The following is an 18,037-nucleotide window of genomic DNA, read 5'->3' on the forward strand; positions in this document are numbered from 1 at the left end:
GCATCACCCCGCCGACGTGCTGAACGAGTAGTCAGCCGTCGCTTGCTGGTAGCCCGAGACGGACAGCTGGTAGCTGCCCGCGGGCGGGGTGAGATCGCCGAGGTCCGAGCAGATGTCGGCGGATCCCGAGACCGTCCCGCCGTCTGCCTTCTGTACCTGCCAGCTCATGTTCCTGCTCACGCACCCGGTGGTCGCGGTGAACGTCAGTTTCGTCGACGTTGGCAGAGTGAAGGTCCAGTTGTCGTGCGCTCCCGGAACGTCGATCCGGCCGTTCTGGGTCGAACTGATGACCAACGGCCGCAACAGGTCCGGCCGGGACGGTTTCCAGCTGATGGTGTACTTGCCGATGCTGCCCTGGTTGCTGGTGACCAGCAGCCGGTACGTGCCGGCCGTCGGGAACACCACCCGTCCCTGGTCGGTACAGACGTCCGAAGCCCCCGTCAACGTGCCGGAATCCGGGTTCTGCAGGTACCAGTACAGCGGTCCGGAAGCAGGATCCGCACATCCGGCGGCGGCTGCGAAGTAGGCGACCGTCCCCGCGGTGACCGCCAGCGTGTAGACGTCGTCGGCGCCGGGCAGGTCGATGTCGCCGCTGACGGTTGCCCCGGAGACCAGGGGTTCGACCACGTCGGGTCGAGAGGTTTTCCAGCTCACCGTATATGCCCCGGTGCCACCCCCTGCGCTGATCACCACCAGCAGATAGGTGCCGGTGGTCGGGAACACCACGCGGCCTTGGTCGCCGCAGATCTCGGTGGCCCCGGTGAAAGTGCTGCCGCCCGGGTCCTGCAACGACCAGTAGATGTTGCCCTGGCCGGGGGGCGGGTTCACGCAATCCGCGGCGGCCGCGAAGTACCCGACGGTGCCGGCCGTGACCGCCACTGCGTAGACGTCCTTGGCGCCCGGGAGGTCGATGTCGCCGGTCGCGGTCGACCCGGAGGTGAGGGTCTTGCTCAGATCTGGTCTGGAGGTTCTCCAGGTCACCGAGAAGGCGCCGCTGGCGCCGTCGGCGCTGACCACGACGAGGTGATAGGTGCCCGCCTTCGCGAAGAGCACGCGGCCCTGGTCGCCGCAGATCTCGGTCGCCCCGGTGTACGTGCTGTGCTGGTCGTCGGTGATGTTCCACAGGATGGAGCCCTTGCCGGCCGGCGGCGGGGTACACCCCGGATCCGCGGCGAAGTAGGCCACCGTCCCCGCGGCCACGGTGAACGCATAGTCGTTCCGGCCGCCCGCGGTGACGGTCCCCCGGATGGTCCGGCCGGGCGCGATTCCGCCTGCAGCCCCGGCCGCGGTGCCGGAGGACACGGCGTCGGAGGACACGGCGCCGGGCACGACGTCAGCGGCCACCGCGCCGGTCGAGGCGAACCCGGCGTCGCCGGTCACCGAGACGTCCTTGATGCAGTCCGCCAGATCAGCACGGGTGAGGTCGAGCTGGGTGCAGATCGCCGTCGCCGACGCCAGCGCTGCTGCACTCGGCGCCGCAGCAGCGGGGTCCGGGAAGGTCGGATCGTCGAACGCGGTCGAGTCGGTGCCGGGGTGATCGGTGAACAGCGAAGCGGCCTGGGTGATCCGCCACGAGTCGCCGAACGTCCGGTAGAGCGTCTTGTAGTCCTTCAGCTGATCAATTGGAATGCTGACACCGCCCTTGGTCTCGACCGAGCCGGTGTAGGCCCCGGTGAACGGTCCGGCCAATCCGTGGACCCTGCCGTGCAACGAGTCCGGCAGGGAGGCGTTGACGTCGAGACCACGGGGGTTCGGGTAGACCCACAGCTTCGTGCCGTCGGTCAGGGTGATGGTCAGCATGGCGTCCGAGAGCACCACGACGGCCCCGTGCGGCAGCGTGAAGGTGCCCGCTCCCGGGACGGCCACACCCGGTGAGGTCACCTTCAGGGCCGTCTGGTCCGGGGAGGCGATCATCAGGCGATCGCCTCCGACGTCGACGGCCACTGCGGTGTTGACCGACACACTCCGGCTGCCCGCGGCCGGTTGCTGCCGCACCTGCACCGTCAGTGACCCGGAATCTGTGGTGAGCCAGGTGAATTCGCCGACGGCCATCAGGTCGTACCGGCCGAGGTCGGCCGTGGACAGGTGCGGGTCGCCGGTGCTCCGCGGTCCCTTTCCCGATGGCGACGGAGACGTCGGTGGCGGCTCGGCGTTCGAGTTGCTCGGCCCCTCGGAGCAGCCGAGGTCACCGCAGACCGTCACCGTCTGAGGCGAGCAGCCGAAAAGGCACAGGAAGCTGGTACTGGTCTTGGTGACCGAGCCGCCGACCGGTGTGCCCTCCCCGAACCCGATGTGCCCGCCGTGGCTGGTCTGGTTGCCGTTGTTGTCGTAGCCCTTGTCGGCGCCGCCGCTGAACGGGCCGATGCCGCCGTCGGCCGTCCGTCCGGTGCCGCTGAACGGGTCGAGTGTCGGCGGCGAGTCGGACGGTTTGTCCCGATCGAGGCAGGTGAGCCCGATCCCGACGCCGGCGCCCGCGCCGATGCCGAGACCCGAGGTGCTGTAGAGGCCGAGCTGGCCACCCGCGGTGGCCACGCCGAAGGATCCCGACGCATACGGGCCGAACCCCGCCCCGAAGTTGATGCCGAGAGAGGTGTAGTCGCACAGGCCTTCCGGGTCACGACGATTGACCGGGTCGCCGCCGACGTGCTCGTAGAGATTCGCCGAGCCACCGCCGATGGTCAGCGGGTCCGGTGCAGTCCACGTGCCGGTGGTGGTGCTGTAGTCCCGGGCACCGAACCGGACGAGATCGGTTGCTGGGTCGACGATTCCGCCTGCGTAGCCGATGATCTCGAAATCCGGTGAGGTCTCGGAGACGGTCATGCCGAGCGCTGTCCTGACGACCCGGTCGGTCAGTGCGCCGGTGGTGGCGTTGATGACGAGACCGGGTCCGCCGGTGGCGTCCGGGACCTGCAGGTAGTCGATACCGGACGCGGTCAGGTAGTCCGGTGTCGTCGAGCTGCCGGTGTAGACGAACTGCTGCAACACCTTTCCGGCGGCGTCGAGCTGCGCGGCAGGGCGGAGTGCGTCCAGGTAGACCAGCGCTCCGGTGACCTTGCCGCCCACACTGGTCGACGTCCGACGACCGAACCCGTCGAGCGAGTAGGTCACCGCGGCCTTGCCCGGTTGCGCCACCGAGAGCAGTCGCCCCGCGGCGTCGTACCGGTAGGTGGAGGTGCCCGCCGGTGACGTCGCCGTCGCCAGTTGGCCGGCGCCGTCGTAGGTGTAGCTGGTGTTCCCGCGTCGGATCAGTGCGTTCCGTCCGTCGTAGGTGTAGCTGGTGATCTTGCCGTCGGCGTCCGTGACGGACGTCAGGTTGCCGGCCTGGTCGTGCGTGTAGGTGATCCTCGCGCCGCCGGTGCTCTCGGAGGCCAGGCGACCGGCGGGATCGTAGGAGTACGAGGTGTGATCGGTCGTCGTACCGAGCGTGGTGGCGACTGCTGCGAGGCGGCCGAGCCGGTCCCGCGACGACGCGATCATCGCTACTGTCCGGCCACCGGGTCCGGTCACGGTCTCGCGGGCCTGCTCGCCGAACTGGTTGTACTCGAAAGCTGCCGTCAGGGTGCCGAGGGTCCGGCTGGTGACCAATCCAGAGGCCGGGTCGCGGACGATGCGCAGGTTGCCGGCACGGTCGACCTGGCCGGCCTTGTCGTACGAGACGGGAAGGGTCGAGCCGCCGGCGACGGCGAGACCGGTGGTGCGGCCGAGGCTGTCGGTGGTCCGCGAGACCCCGGTGCGGACAGGCCCGGAGAGCGACTCGGACGTCAGGAATCCGCCCGTGTACTTGCGACTGAGGTTGCCGGTGGTCGAGGTCAGCGTGGTGAGTCGGCCGGCGGTGTCGTAGGCGGTGGCCACGCCACCGGCACCGGCGTTGTAGGCCTGGATGCGGCCGGCTGCGTCACGGGTGATCGACAGCGTGGTGTCCGAGGTGAACTGCTTGACCAGGTTGCCGGCGGTGTCGTAGTCGAAGCCGGTGAACTGGGGGCCGCCCTGTCCGGCCGGCGCGTTCAAAGCCGCGATCTGCCCGTTGGCCCCCCAGGTCACCCGGTAGCTCGACCCGGAGTGAGTGCCGAAACCGATAACCCGGTCGGACGCGTCCAGGGAGAGATCGAACCCGGAACCGGCGGGGCCGAGCAGCTTCCTGAGCCCGCCGGTCGGGGTGAGCGACAGGGTCCGGACGGCTCCGGTCGGGTCCGTCACGGTGACGGTGTCGCCCGAATAGGCGTACGTCCAGACCCTGGCGTCGACCCCGGTGCCGACGGTGATCGAGGCGACCCGGCCCGCTGTTCCGTAGGTGTAGCTGATCGGTGCGGCGCCCGGGGCGGTGGTCCCGGTGATCCGGCCGGTGGTGTCGTGGACCGCGGTCGTGCGGAGACCCGCCGGATCGGTCTGGGTCGTCGTCCGGCTGGCCTCGTCGTAGGCGAACTTCCAGGTGTTCCCGTCGACCGACCAGGTCTTCTCGACGTCTGTTCCCGAGTTTGCCCGGGATCCGGTCACGGTGGTGGTGCCGCTCACCATCTTCGACACCAGCAGCGCGTCGTCACCCCAGCGGGGGTCCGGGGCGAGGGTGACCGTCGAGGTCGAGCCGTCGGCGTCGGTCAGGATCGCGTCGGATCCGTTGGCCGCCACCGACTGCGCCGTGCCCGCCGCATCCTTGTGCAACCAGGTCGTGACGGCCCCGGCCCGGGACACGGTGTCGACGATGCTGCCACCGGTGGGTGGGGTGGTGGTGACGGTCAGGGTGTTCCCGGCGAGCTCGCGCTGGTAGCCGGTGCGTGCGCCGGTGCCGTCGCGGGATGCGGCCATCCGCCCCTGCTCGTCGTACTCGGCCCTGAACTCCGTGCCCGTGCGGTCGACGAGATCGGTGACCAGTCCGTTGGAGTTGGTGCTGATCGTCGCCTGCGAGCCGTCGGGATAGCGGACGGCGGTCAGGACTGTGCTGTTGACCTGGTCGGGGGCGCCGGCGGTGAGGAACGTGCTGGCACCGCCGGTGACGTCCAGACGCGTCGGAGTGCCGTCGGTCGCCCGGACGACGGTCAGCGCGACACCGGAGGAGTCGGAGACGCCGGTCAGGCCGTGAGCTCCCCACGAGAACTTTTGCAGCGCAGCGCCTGTCGTCGCGTCCGTCACGGCGATCGCTCGGCCTTGCGCGTCGAACACGTCGACCACGGCGCCGCCGGGGTCGGCCACCATCGTCTGGCCGGAATCGCTGACCCCCATCACCTTTCGGCGGACACCGCTGCCACTGATCATCGTCATGGTGGCCGGGTCGAGCGAGTCGAGGACGGACAGGGTCCAGCCACCGAGACCGATCTTGTCGGCGGTCGGCGAACTGTCCTGCGTGCGGCCGGCCGCACGGTCGCTGGAGTAGGTCAGCGTGATGTTGCTTCCGGCGATCGGCAGGGAGAACTGCGCCACCTGACGGGCGCACGGGAGCAGTCGGAGGATGTCGCACGCGTCCAGGGCCGGGTCGTCCGGTGCCGCCGTGCCGGTGGTGGTTGTGGGTGGGGTGGGTGCGGTTGCGCCGGTCGTTGCGCCGGAGGTACCGGCTGTCCCGCTCGGGAACGGAACCGCCCGACCGCCGGTCGTGCAACCGGCAAGGACCAACGACGCCGCGACTCCCAGCCACAGCAATCTGATGCGCACCATCACGAAGAACCTCCATCTCGGCCGTACCGGCCAGGAGACAGCGCGCCGTGCAGTGATACCTCCGTGTTGTTCGAATGCTCCTTGCCTCAGGCGCGGGACGCGGTAGCGACGGCGTGATCCGTGCTCGGGTCAGGGGCCGCCCCGCTGTCCATGCCAAGGGCGAGTACGAGGGCAGCGAGGGCGAGGGCCGCAATCGCGACCACGGTGGCAGTCCAGCCGCCGGCCAGGAAGGCGAGTCCGACCACGGCACCGAGCACACTCGATCCGAGGTAGTAGGCCATCAGGTACAGCGCCGACGCCTGGGCCCGGTTCGCGGTGGCGCGGGCCGAGATCCAGCCGCTGGCAGTTGAATGCGCGGCGAAGAAGCCGGCGGTGAAGATGACCAGACCGCCGGTGATCGACCACAGGTTGTCCGGGATGGTGAGGGCGAGCCCGGCCAGCGACAGGGTGATGCCTGCGCAGAGCACTCGGCGTCTCCCGAACCGCCCGGCGCAGTAGCCGGCTGCGGTGGAGCTCACCGTGCCGGCCAGATAGGCGAGGAAGAGGTGGGAGGCGGCACTGCCGCTGAGGTCGATCGGCGCCGAGGTGAGCCGGAAGGTGAGGAAGTTGTAGCAGGCGACGAAGCCTCCCATCAGCAGGAATGCTATTCCGCAGAGGCGACGGATCCCGCTGTCGCGCAACAGGTTCCTCGCTGCAGAGAGGTGATCGCCGATGCGGGCCGGCATGGGGGTGAAGCGTCGGGGCTGGGGGAGCAATGCGACGAAGGCGAGCGTCGCCATCGCAGCGAAGGCGATGAAGACGAGCAGTGCGAACCGCCAGGACCCGAAGTCCAGCGCGACACCGGGTACCAGTCGACCGACCACCCCGCCGATGCTGTTGCCGGCGACGTAGATGCCCATCGCCGCGCTGACCTTGGACGGGTGGATCTCGTCGCCGAGATGTCCCATCGCCACCGCCACCACGGCGCCAAGAGCGATGCCCATCAGCGCCCGGCAGGTGAGCAGTTCCCAGAGTTGGTTGCTCAAGGCACATCCGACGGCCAACAGGAGTGCGGCGATCAGGCCCGATCGCATCATGCGGGCTCGGCCGAACGATTCGGCAAGGCTGGACATCGGCAGGATCGCCAGCGCCAGACCGCCCGTCGCGAACGACACCGTCAGGCTGGCGATCGTCGGTCCGACGCCGAAGGCTGTACCGATCGAGGGCAGTACCGCCTGGGTGACGTAGAGCAGTCCGAAGGCCGCTAGTCCAGCGGCAAGCATGGCCGCCTCGAGGCGCCGGACCTCGCCTCTGGTCGCGTATCCCGGTGCGGCCTGTTCGATACTCACCATGACGACGATAGGTACGCCTCATTCATACGTCCAATACATGTTCGGGGCTAGACTCATGCAATGCCGTATGAGACGTGTGGCCTGGCAGAAGGTCTCGAGCAGCTGGCCGCCGTTGCCGAGTTCGGTCAGATCACTCTGGCTGCGCAGTTTCTCGGTGTCCCGCAGCCGACACTGTCCCGCTCGCTCGCACGGCTGTCGAGAGATCTCGGAACGCCGCTGCTGCAGCGGGACGGACGAGGGATCCGGCTGACCAGGCACGGCGAGTTGCTCGCCGCCAGTGGACGCCGCGCGCTGGACGAATTGCTGGCCGGTGTTCGAGCTGTCCGGGCGGAGGCCGACCCGGACACCGGCACCGTCATCCTCGGGTTCTTGCACAGCCTCGGCCCCCTGGTGATCCCGGCGCTGCTGCGAGGTTTCAGGAGCGACCATCCTGACGTGGCCGTGCGACTGGTGCAGGACTCCGCCGGCAGTCTCCTCGATCGGATCCCCAGCGGTGCAGTCGATCTCGTACTGGCGGCGCCGGTACCGGTTGACCAGCGCTGGGAATCCCGGCCGCTGGCCGAGCAACCGTTGGTCCTTCTGGTGCCAATGGGTCACGTCTTGGTCGGGCGGGGGCCGGTGCGGCTGAGCCAGCTCGCCGGCCAGGACCTGATCACCCTGGCCTCCGGGTACGGCGTCCGCACCATCACCGATCGGTTGCTGCGCGAGTCCGGAGTGCCGCTCCGGTATGCCTTCGAGAGCCAGGAGATGACCACGGCCGCCGGCCTCGTCGCCGCCGGGCTCGGCATCGCCATCCTGCCGCCCGGTAACGAGGTACCGGGGACCCGCCAGCTGAACCTGTCCGATGCCGGCGCCTCCCGTGTTCTGTCCCTGGTCTGGTCGGCCGACCGGCTGCTGTCGCCGCCCGTCGCGGAACTCCGCGACCATCTCTTCGCGCACGCACCGGAGATGCTCCGGCCCTGACTTTGTCGTTGGTCCTTCGTCGGTGCCTGGGGCCGGGACGACAAGGGGCCGGAGTTGCTCTCTTCGCACCATGACAGCAGGTAACGCCTTCGGCTTGCTCCCCGGCTTGTTGTCAGTAGCCAGCTGTCCGAGCCCTCAGACCATCGACCCGAGCTACGTGGTAGGACAATCAGCTTGCAGCAGAACCCTTCCTTTATCGACTTCAAACGACTAGACTCGAACTATTGTACGAAGGAATTCAACGGTGATCCGATGGAAGGGGCGTTGAGATGGCGACGGTACCGGATGACCACGACAGTCCCGCCACGCCCTTCGAGTCTGCCAGCAACGACAGTGCCGCTGCACCCTTGGAGCAGGTTCCAACAACGGCACCCGAACCCGCTCCGACCCCCGCCGCCGTACCGGTTGCGGACACCTTCGAATGGGTCACCTCCGCTGTCCCGGCAGCGCTGTCGCCGTCGGAACTACCGGATCTGATCGTCGCGGCGAACCGGCTGATCTCCCACCTGCAGGCCGTGCAGATCGCCGCGGTCGCGGAGTTCGCCACACCCGGACGGTGCGGATCCATGACGAAGCTGATCGCCGGGTTGATCGACCACACCGGGTTGGCGAACCGCCCCGGTGGGCTGGTCGACCCGGAAGCGATGAATGTGCTGATCGCCGAACGGGCCAAAGACATGGCCGCCGCGGAGATCAGCGCCGCCCTGCACCAATCGCCGCTGGGCGCCGCCCACCGGGTATCCGCCGCCGTCGAACTGGTCGAAGAACTCCCCGCCACCCTCGCGGCGTTGAAAGCCGGGCGGATCGACCTACCCCGGGCCCGGATGATCGCCGAACGCACCGCCAACCTCGACCCCACCCTGCGCACCGCGGTGGAAGCGAAGATACTGCCGCTGGCCGAAACCCGCACCCCGGGACTGCTGCGCCCGATGATCGACCTCCGCGTCATCCAGGCCGACCCCACCGCGTCGAAGAAACGGGCCGACCAAGCCCGCAAAGACCGGTTCGTCGACCACACCCCCAGCGTCGACGGCATGGGGATGATCCGGGCGCACCTGACCGCCGAAGGCGCCGTCGCCGTGTTCGACCTGCTCGACCGGATCGCCAAGGCCACCGTCGGGATGGACGAACGGGGCATCGCCGCCTGCCGCGCCGACGCCCTGGTCGACATGTGCCTGCAGATCCTGGCCAACGGGTTCGTCGACCTCCGCGACACCTGCACCCCGGAGGATTCCACCGAATCGGACGACCAGGCCACCTCCCCCGGAAACGCAAACCCCCACCACCGACCCCGACGAGAACCCCGCCGGCACCGAGCCGGCCGACCCTGCAGAGCAGGGCACCTCAGCCGAAACCGACACTCCGACCACAGACCTCGACGAGAACCCCGCGCCGGCACCGAGCAGAACCAGGACCCGACAGCTCATCCCGGAGCGGCGAACCCGGCTCAGGAGAACGATGCGGCCGCGGCGTCCGTCGAGGTTGCGGTGCCCGCCGCGGCTCAGCCAGCACCGTCCCCGGCCGCCGAGCCAGCCGTTCCCGTTCCTGTTCCTGTCGCGCCGCAGCCGATCACCGCGCAGCCGATCACCGCGCGGCCGGGCCGGAAACTGTCGAAGATCACCAAGCACCACGGCCGCGGCGCCCACTTCAACCTGACCATGAGCCTGGCCGCCTTCACCGAGTCAACCAGGACCCCGCCGAACTCACCGGACACGGATTCCTGCCCGCCCACCTCGCCCTCGCGATGAAAACGTCCATCCGAACCCTCGCGGTCATCGTCGTCAACGAACACGGCCACGCGATGGCCGTCAGATCCACCGCCTACATCCCCACCCAGACAGTCACCGATCAGGTACTCACCGCCGCCGGGACCTGCCGCTTCCCGTCCTGCCGGATCCCCGGACCACTGAGCGACCTGGACCACTGAGCGACCTGGACCACCGAGAACCCTTCGACCACCAACACCCAGAACGGGGTGGGCAGACCGACGCGAAAAGTCTCGACCCGCTGTCCAGACACCACCACTTCCTGAAAACGTTCACCGACTGGACCGCCACCCGCAGCGCCGACGACGGCCTGACCATGCTGTGGACCAGCCCCACCGGCCACCACTACGTCGACCACCCCAAAGAATTCGCCATCCCCGACCACGAACGACCAGATCCCCCCGACGAAAACAGCCCGCAGGAAACGACTGTCGGCAGCGACCCCGACACCGACCACCACGACTGCTGCCCCTGCGCGCGCACGTCCCCGGTCATCCTCGACGGCGGCAGCACCGCACAGAGTCACGCCGAACAAACCAAAATCCTCATCGCACGCCGCGACGCCACCGAAACCGAGAACACCCGCCTGCTGAAGGCGCAACGGATCAAACTCGACCACCGCACCACCTTCATCCACCGCCTCGGCACGGACACAGACCCCCGGCCCGCCGACGAAGACGACGAAGACGACCAGGAGACGCAGGAACAGTTCAACGCCCGCATCGAAGAAGACATCGCCGCCGCCGGCTCCTACGAACGGTTCCGCACCCAGAACAACAACACCCTCAGACGCTTCGACCCCATCGCCTACGGCCTACAACTGGCAGCCGACAAAGCCCGCCAATACCCCGACCCCGACGAACCACCGTTCTGAATCTCCGCTCCCGCGGCCAGGCGGCGGGGCCAGGGTCGGCCGGTGACCACAGGCAGACGGTCAGTTCTCCGGGAGCATCTTGAAGTCCCGCTTGACCTGTCGGTACCAACCCATTCCCGCGATCGGCTTCTTCCATCGGCCTTTCATGTCGTTCAGGGCGCTCTGGTGTTCGGTGTCCCCGGAAGCAACGATCTCCTTGAGATGCGCATCCTGCGCCTTGATGATCTCGTCGCCGCTGCTCGCACTGAGCGACAGATCGCAGGGACCGCCGAGTTGCTTGCAGGTCATGGTTTTCATGAGTTTCGTCCTTCTGATCGGCGGTCCGCCTGAGAGCGGACCGAGCGTGAGGCGACGCGCTTTGCGCCCGACATGACACTAGGCACGTCGGTACCCCGCTGCTTCTCTAATCCTGATCAGTGTTGAACTCGGGAAACGGATCGGTCGTGGGCTCCCCCCCGACGTCGACAGGCGCCTCCATGAGCGCCAACATGCGCTTGGCCTCGAAAACGGAGGCATCGAAGCCCTCGTCCGGATCGCTGACAACCCGCTGAGTTGCGATCGCGTGGACGCGGACGTTCTCGTTGCTCTGGGTGGCTGCCGCCGCCAGAGCCGCGCCGACTGCGGCCTCACCCAGACCGGCGAAGGCGCGGCCGAGGCTCAGTTGGACGTCCCGGTCGCCACGTCCCAATTGGGTCGTCAATGTCGTCGCCAACCCGGCTTTCCGTTCCATGGGAACGAGAGCGACGGCGGCACGCCACGCGCTGCGGGCCACGTCGTCATCTGGATCCTGCAGCAACTCAGACGTGATGGCGGACCATCCGCGCGGGTCGCCGATTTTTGACAAGGTATGCAGCGCTTGACTTCGGGCCTGGGCACCACCCACCTGGACTTCGCCCAGCAGAAGAGGAACGGTCACCTCGGGGCTGTGGCGGACCAACGCCCAGGTGAGCATCTCGCGTACGTAGAAGTCGGGCTCGTCGGCGCACTGAGACACGAGAACCTCGACATAGCGTGCGTCCGGCCTCGTCCCGACAGCCAAGGTGGCCTGCAGCCGCACAGATGGGTCGGGGTCGTTCAGCCCGTACTGCAGGCCGTCGGCTGCCAAGGCAGGAGGTTGTGCAGGCACACATCCACCCCTCTCGACAAGATGGCGCACTCGTTCTCAATGGCAAGTCGCACCCGTTCGGCCACGGCCTCCGCCCCAACTACGCGCCAGCATCCTCGAGATCACCCTCGACGTCCAGGTAGACCAGGGCCATCTGGTCGAGAAGGTCGGGGTCGGGTTCGGCCCAGAGGCCGCGGTCGGCAGCTTCGTTGAGTCGTTCGATGATGCCGCGCAGCGCCCAGGGATTCGCATGACGCAGGAACGCCTGGTTCTCCTCGTCCAGCGTGTACGTCTTGGCCAGCGTCTCGTACATCCAGTCGGTCACGACCCCGGCTGTCGCGTCGTAGCCGAAGAGGCAGTCGACCGTCGCGGCGAGTTCGAAGGCACCCTTGTAGCCATGGCGGCGCATCGCCGAGATCCACCGCGGATTGACCACTCTGGCCCGGAAGACGCGTGCGGCCTCCTCGGTCAGCGACCTGGTCTTGACCGCGTCGGGGGAGGTGGAGTCGCCGATGTAGGCCTCGGGGGCATTGCCGGTCAGCGCCCGGACGGTGGCGACCATTCCGCCGTGGTACTGGAAATAGTCGTCGGAGTCGGCGATGTCGTGTTCGCGGGTGTCGGTGTTCTTGGCGGCCACCACGATGCGGCGGTAGTTCGCCTCCATGTCCTCGCGGGCCGGCCGTCCGTCGAGTTCCCGACCGTAGGCGAAACCGCCCCAGGCCGTATAGACCTCGGCGAGGTCGGCGTCGTCACGCCAGTTGCCCGACTCGATCAGCGGGAGTAGTCCGGCCCCGTAGGAACCGGGCATGGAGCCGAAAATCCTGGTGGTCGCGCGCCTTTCGTCACCGTGCTCGGCGAGGTCGGCCTGCGCGTGGGCCCGGACGTAGTTTGATTCGAGCGGTTCGTCCAGCGCCGCGACCAGCCGCACCGCGTCGTCCATCATGGCGACCACATGCGGGAAGGCGTCGCGGAAGAAGCCGGAGATCCGCACCGTGACGTCGACGCGTGGACGCCCGAGCTCCTCCAGCGACAGCACCCGCAGGTCGGAGACGCGACGGGAAGCCTCGTCCCAGACAGGCGAAACACCCATCAGGGCAAGCACTTCGGCGATATCATCACCGGAAGTGCGCATCGCCGAGGTGCCCCAGACCGACAGTCCGACGGATTTCGGGTACTCGCCGTTGTCCTTGACATAGCGCTCGACGAGCGAGGCGGCCATGGCGGATCCGGTGTCGTAGGCCAATCGCGAGGGGATGGCCTTCGGGTCGACGGAGTAGAAATTGCGGCCGGTGGGCAGCACGTTGATCAGCCCGCGCAGCGGCGAACCGGACGGACCGGCCGCGACGAAGCCGCCGTCGAGCGCGTGCAGGATCGAGGTCAGTTCGGCGGTGGTGCCGGCCAGCCGGGGGACCACCTCGTCCGCGGCGAACTGCATCACGGCGAGGACAGACGGATCGGAGTCGGGCATCAGCGAGGCGACGACCGACGGCATCGCGGAGGGATCCCAGTCCACGGCCTCGGCCGCCAGCACCAGCGATCGAGCCTGGGCCTCGACGGCGTCGACGGCGGTCAGTTCGGCGCCGTCCTTCAACCCGAGCGCGGCCCGCAGGCCGGGGAGCGCGTTGGTCACCCCGCCCCACACCTGGGTGGCCCGCAGCATGGCCAGCACCAGGTTGACCCGCGCCTCGCCCACCGGCGCCTGACCGAGAACGTGCAGACCGTCACGGATCTGCATGTCCTTCACCTCGCAGAGCCAGCCGTCGACGTGCAGGATGAAATCGTCGAGCTCGGTATCCTGCGGGCGGCCGGCCAGCCCCAGATCGTGATCCATCTTGGCCGCCTGGATCAGCGTCCAGATCTGCGCGCGCACCGCGGGCAGCTTGCCCGGGTCCATCGCCGCGATGTTGGCGTGCTCGTCGAGAAGCTGCTCCAGGCGGGCGATGTCGCCGTAGGACTCGGCGCGTGCCATCGGCGGCACCAGGTGGTCGACGATGGTGGCGTGGGCCCGGCGCTTGGCCTGCGTGCCCTCCCCGGGGTCGTTGATCAGGAACGGGTAGATCAGCGGCATGTTGCCGATCGCCGCGTCGGTGCCGCAACTCGCGGACATGCCCACGTTCTTGCCCGGCAACCATTCCATGTTGCCGTGCTTGCCGAGGTGCACGACGGCGTCTCGAGTGCACCTCCGACCCCGACGACACCAAGGAGGTCGCGGACGTCGTGACGCTGGCCAACACCGTCGTGGCCAAGCTCTGAGGCCGCTGCTGGGTTGGCCTTGATCGGTCACAGGATGCGGTGCCCCGCGGCGCGGACGAGGACCGTCGCCCACGTCCGATAGGGTTTCCAGGGCTCGGCGATCTCACGGAAAGTCTCGGGTGTGCATGGCTTCGCCAGCCCGTACAGCTGGGTGATCAAGTCGAGGGCCATCGGCTCGTCAGCCGGGAGGACGTCGGTGAAGCCCGTGGCCCTGATGGTGATCAACGAAGCGTAGAAGGGCCCGATCCCGTTGATGGCCTGCAACTCGCGGGCCGCCACCTCCGGTCCGAGGGCCTGGAGTCGGCCGACGTCCAACAGCCCGTCGAGGGCGGCACGGGCGACCCCGTGCATGCGGTCGAGCTTGTCCGGCGGCAGGCCGGGGAACTCCACGATCCTCAGCAGTCGTTCCGGGGTGGGTAGGGCGGCCAGCGGTTTGCCCGCCAGTTCGAAGACCTGTCCGTGGGCTTCGGACAGTCGGCGACGAACCTCGGCCATCTGCTTCGCCGGTCGCCGCGCGCTCAGCACAGACCACACCGCCGCCTCGTAGGGCGAGTGGAACAGCGGCGGTAACAACCCGGGCGCCGCCTTCTGCAGAGCGCCGATCACCGGATCGCGGGCGCCGACGTCGGCGAAGCCCGACGCGTCCTGGTCGAGCGAGAGCACCCTGGCGACCTGGACGGAGATCGCATCGATGTCCCCGCTGCCGCCGTGGACCTCGCCGTGCACCCCGGCTTCGTCCTGGGTCACCACGACCCCGACCTGATGTTGCAGATCGTCCTGGCAGAACCCCAGCCTCATCACGCCGTCGAAGATGTCCGAGTGTCGCTGGCCGAAACCGAACTCGACCGACTCCCGCAGCGAGTACGTGCCGGTCGGGACGATGGTGAAGGTGTCCATGCCGACCAGTGTGACGGCGGGCACCGACAGTGCCCTCCGACCAACGTTCTGCGGCGGAACAGGATGGTCACAGGGAACTCGAAGTCTACGAACACTTGAATCCGCGGATGGCTCCGTCATGGTCGGAGGAACTCAACGAGCCGCCAGGCCCGGACGCCGAGAGGACCAGCCTCACCTCCGACGACGTGTTCTCCGACGACGGGGGAGTCCATCAACTGGCCACCACGACGGGCAACGTCACTGACGGGTACGTGGCTGCGCTGGCCGTCGGGGTCTGACCGGCGGACACTGATCCGATGGCCTACGACGAGGAACTGGCAGAGCGCATGCGTGAGCAGATGAGCGGTCAGGCCGGCCTCACCGAGAAGCGGATGTTCGGCGGGCTGGCCTTTCTGATCGACGGTCGCATGGCCGCCGCCGCCGGCAGCCAAGGCAGCATGCTGCTCCGGGTGCACCCGGACGACACCGAGAGGCTCGTCGCCGATGAGCATGCCACGCGCTCCCGGATGCAGGGCCGAGAGATGGACGGCTGGCTGGCGATCGACTTGCTCGGCCTGCAGACGGACGAGGACCTGGAGCGCTGGATGGCACACGGGATCACCTACGCCCGTTCGCTTCCGCCCAGGAGGTAGATGCGGCCCGGCCGAGACAGCAAGCAGTCCCGTACCGGAGGCGATGATTACTTGGGTACGGGACTGCTTCAGAGCTGTTGTTCAGGCGGCGATCTCGGCGCCAACCCTGGTGTCGACAGCGACGGCCGGCTCCAGCGCAACCGCCAGGATCTCGGCGACGTCGCTCACCGGGATCACGGTGAGGGCCTCGAGAACCTCGGCAGGCACGTCGTCCAGATCCGGCTCGTTCCGCTTCGGGATGAAGACGGTCGTGACACCGGCCCGCTGCGCGGCCAGCAACTTCTGCTTGACCCCACCGATCGGCAGCACCCGGCCGTTCAGCGTGACCTCACCGGTCATCGCCACATCGGCACGGACGTTGCGTCCCAGCGCAAGTGACGTCAGCGCGGTCACCATGGTGACGCCGGCGGACGGACCGTCCTTGGGCACGGCTCCGGCGGGAACGTGCAGATGAATGTTGCGCTGCAACGCTTCCGGCGAGATACCGATCTCTCCGGCGTGAGCCTTGATGTAGGAGAGGGCGATCTGCGCCGACTCCTTCATCACGTCGCCGAGTTGGCCGGTCAGCTTCAACTGCCCGCCGTGTCCCGACTCCGACTCCACTGCGTTCGCCTCGATGAAGAGAACATCCCCACCCAGGCCGGTGACGGCCAGACCTGTTGCCACACCGGGCACCGCGGTCCGCTCGGCCGTTTCCGGCGTGAAGCGCGGACGACCCAGCAGGTCCTTCAGCTGCGGCTCGTCCACCTCGATCGGGCTGGTCGCAGCTGCTGGATCCGGACTGGCCAGCCGCGCCGCCACCTTGCGAAGTGCCTTGGCCAGCAATCGTTCCAGCTGACGCACGCCCGCTTCCCGGGTGTAGTCGGCTGCGATCTTGTGAAGGGCAGCGTCGGTGATGGTGACGTCGCTGGTCTCCAATGCAGCACGTTCCAGCTGCCGGGGCAGGAGGTGGGTGCGGGCGATCGCAACCTTGTCGTCCTCGGTGTATCCGTCCATGGTGATCAGTTCCATCCGGTCCAGCAGCGCGGACGGGATCGAGTCGATCACGTTGGCGGTGGCCAGGAACAGCACGTCGGACAGGTCGAGATCGATGTCGAGGTAGTGGTCGCGGAACGTGTGGTTCTGCGCCGGGTCCAGTACCTCCAGCAATGCCGCCGCCGGGTCGCCCCGGTAGTCCGCGCCGACCTTGTCGATCTCGTCGAGGAGCACGACCGGGTTCATCGAGCCGGCCTCGGTGATGGCCCGGACGATGCGGCCGGGCAGCGCGCCGACGTAAGTCCTGCGGTGGCCGCGGATCTCGGCCTCGTCGCGGACGCCGCCGAGCGCAACCCTGATGAACTTCCGGTCCAGCGCCCTGGCCACGCTCTCGCCGAGCGAGGTCTTGCCGACGCCGGGAGGTCCGACCAGCACCATGACGGCGCCCGAGCCACGACCGCCGACGACCTGCAGGCCACGGGAGGCGCGCCGGCCACGGACGGCCAGGTACTCGACGATGCGATCCTTGACGTCGTTCAGACCGTGGTGGTCGGCATCGAGAACTGTTCGGGCATTGGCGATGTCGGTGTCATCTTCGGTCTTGACGGCCCACGGGATCTCCAGCACCGTCTCGAGCCAGGTCCGGATCCAGCCGGACTCCGGGCTCTGGTCGCTGGCCCGCTCGAGCCGGCCGACCTCGCGCATCGCGGCTTCCCGGACCTTGTCCGGCAGATCCGCAGTCTCCACGCGGGTGCGGAAATCGTCTGCCCCATCGGGCTCGCCCTCGCCGAGCTCCTTGCGGATGGCAGCAAGTTGCTGGCGCAGCAGGAACTCCCGCTGGCTCTTCTCCATGCCCTCGCGGACGTCACCGCGGATCTTGTCCGCGACGTCCATCTCGGCCAGGTGTGCCTTCGTCCACCCGATGACGAGTTCGAGACGCTTGTGCACCTCGGGGGTTTCGAGCAGCTGCCGCTTCTGCTCGGACGTCAGATACGGCGCCCAGCCTGCGGAGTCGGCGATCGTCGCCGGATCGGTCATCTTCTCGACCGTGTTGATGACCTGCCACGCGTCCCGCTGCTGCAGGGTGGCGATCACCAGAGACTTGTATTCCTTGGCCAGGGCCCGACTCTCGTCGGTATCCGGCTCGTCCTCGACGAGTTCGGCAGCGACCCAGAGCGCAGCACCGGGACCGGTCACGCCGGTGCCGATCTTGGCGCGCCGTACGGCCCGCAGAACGGCAGCCGGAGCTCCGCCGGCCAGCTGGCCGACTTGCTCGATGGTCGCGATGACGCCATAGGTGGCGTAGCGGTCCTTCAGACGTGGAGCGATCAGGAGCTCGCCGAGATTGCCGTCCTTGTCGCCCTCGCGGGTCGAACGGGCAGCATCGACGGCCGCCTGGGCGGATTCGTCCAGCTCGATCGGGACTGTCATCCCAGGGAGGACAACGGTCTCGGTCAACGACAGCACCGGGAGGTGTTGGATATCAGTCATGTCAGTCACCCTTCAAACTTGAGCGTGTCTGACTCAAGGCTGGACGACTCCGGTTTGTTCCCAGGGTGATTCCCGCTTCGCCGTGGGCGAAAGCGAATCTATGC

General features: G+C 68.1%; 12 protein-coding genes and 1 pseudogene. 6 read left to right on the top strand and 7 right to left on the bottom strand.

The features are described 5' to 3' along the window. Positions 1–3: 3 nt before the first annotated feature. Positions 4–5,646 (bottom strand): RHS repeat domain-containing protein, encoded by a 5,643-nt coding sequence (locus tag ABIB25_RS03620; RefSeq protein WP_354527062.1) that lies wholly within the window; start codon positions 5,644–5,646, stop codon positions 4–6. Between the two features lie 86 nt (positions 5,647–5,732). Beyond that, the gene (locus tag ABIB25_RS03625; protein ID WP_354527063.1) at positions 5,733–6,974 is read right to left on the bottom strand and encodes an MFS transporter; all 1,242 of its coding nucleotides are present in this window, start codon (positions 6,972–6,974) and stop codon (positions 5,733–5,735) included. A 63-nt stretch (positions 6,975–7,037) separates the two neighbouring features. Between ABIB25_RS03625 and ABIB25_RS03630 the strand changes: the two genes are divergently transcribed. From ABIB25_RS03630 to ABIB25_RS03645, 4 genes are all read left to right on the top strand, one after another. Then, a complete protein-coding gene (locus tag ABIB25_RS03630; protein ID WP_354527064.1) occupies positions 7,038–7,940 on the top strand; it encodes a LysR family transcriptional regulator in 903 nt (300 codons plus the stop codon). A gap of 269 nt (positions 7,941–8,209) precedes the next feature. Further along, positions 8,210–9,688, top strand: coding sequence for a DUF222 domain-containing protein (locus ABIB25_RS03635; protein WP_354527065.1), 1,479 nt, complete (start codon positions 8,210–8,212; stop codon positions 9,686–9,688). Further along, positions 9,685–9,867 (top strand): hypothetical protein, encoded by a 183-nt coding sequence (locus tag ABIB25_RS03640; RefSeq protein ID WP_354527066.1) that lies wholly within the window; start codon positions 9,685–9,687, stop codon positions 9,865–9,867. The genes ABIB25_RS03635 and ABIB25_RS03640 overlap by 4 nt, the downstream gene beginning before the upstream one ends. Positions 9,868–10,022: 155 nt before the next feature. Further along, on the top strand, positions 10,023–10,580 hold the full coding sequence (locus tag ABIB25_RS03645; RefSeq protein ID WP_354527067.1) for a hypothetical protein: 558 nt from the start codon (positions 10,023–10,025) through the stop codon (positions 10,578–10,580). 60 nt (positions 10,581–10,640) lie between these two features. Here ABIB25_RS03645 and ABIB25_RS03650 read toward each other — a convergent pair whose 3' ends face one another. The 4 genes and pseudogenes from ABIB25_RS03650 to ABIB25_RS03665 all read right to left on the bottom strand — a co-directional run bounded on the left by ABIB25_RS03650 (position 10,641) and on the right by ABIB25_RS03665 (position 14,835). Then, a complete protein-coding gene (locus ABIB25_RS03650) occupies positions 10,641–10,877 on the bottom strand; it encodes a hypothetical protein (RefSeq protein ID WP_354527068.1) in 237 nt (78 codons plus the stop codon). A gap of 106 nt (positions 10,878–10,983) precedes the next feature. Continuing rightward, the gene (locus ABIB25_RS03655; protein ID WP_354527069.1) at positions 10,984–11,685 is read right to left on the bottom strand and encodes a HEAT repeat domain-containing protein; all 702 of its coding nucleotides are present in this window, start codon (positions 11,683–11,685) and stop codon (positions 10,984–10,986) included. A gap of 100 nt (positions 11,686–11,785) precedes the next feature. Next, positions 11,786–13,855 (bottom strand): annotated as a pseudogene (locus ABIB25_RS03660) (cobaltochelatase subunit CobN); the annotation flags it as partial. 110 nt (positions 13,856–13,965) lie between these two features. Then, positions 13,966–14,835 carry a DNA-3-methyladenine glycosylase family protein gene (locus tag ABIB25_RS03665; RefSeq protein ID WP_354527070.1) on the bottom strand — a complete coding sequence of 290 codons (870 nt, stop codon included), beginning with the start codon at positions 14,833–14,835 and terminating at the stop codon, positions 13,966–13,968. A gap of 107 nt (positions 14,836–14,942) precedes the next feature. Between ABIB25_RS03665 and ABIB25_RS03670 the strand changes: the two genes are divergently transcribed. After that, positions 14,943–15,113: a hypothetical protein gene (locus ABIB25_RS03670; RefSeq protein ID WP_354527071.1), complete on the top strand. Its 171-nt coding sequence runs from the start codon at positions 14,943–14,945 to the stop codon at positions 15,111–15,113. A gap of 18 nt (positions 15,114–15,131) precedes the next feature. Continuing rightward, complete coding sequence (locus ABIB25_RS03675) at positions 15,132–15,467, top strand: TfoX/Sxy family protein (RefSeq protein WP_354527072.1); 336 nt, start codon at positions 15,132–15,134, stop codon at positions 15,465–15,467. 81 nt (positions 15,468–15,548) lie between these two features. On the opposite strand, the gene lon is transcribed toward ABIB25_RS03675, so the two are convergent. Further along, positions 15,549–17,933: an endopeptidase La gene (gene lon / locus ABIB25_RS03680; RefSeq protein WP_354527073.1), complete on the bottom strand. Its 2,385-nt coding sequence runs from the start codon at positions 17,931–17,933 to the stop codon at positions 15,549–15,551. Positions 17,934–18,037: the final 104 nt, after the last annotated feature.

Source organism: Nakamurella sp. UYEF19, assembly GCF_040546275.1.
In the GTDB taxonomy this organism is placed as follows: Bacteria; Actinomycetota; Actinomycetes; order Mycobacteriales; family Nakamurellaceae; genus Nakamurella.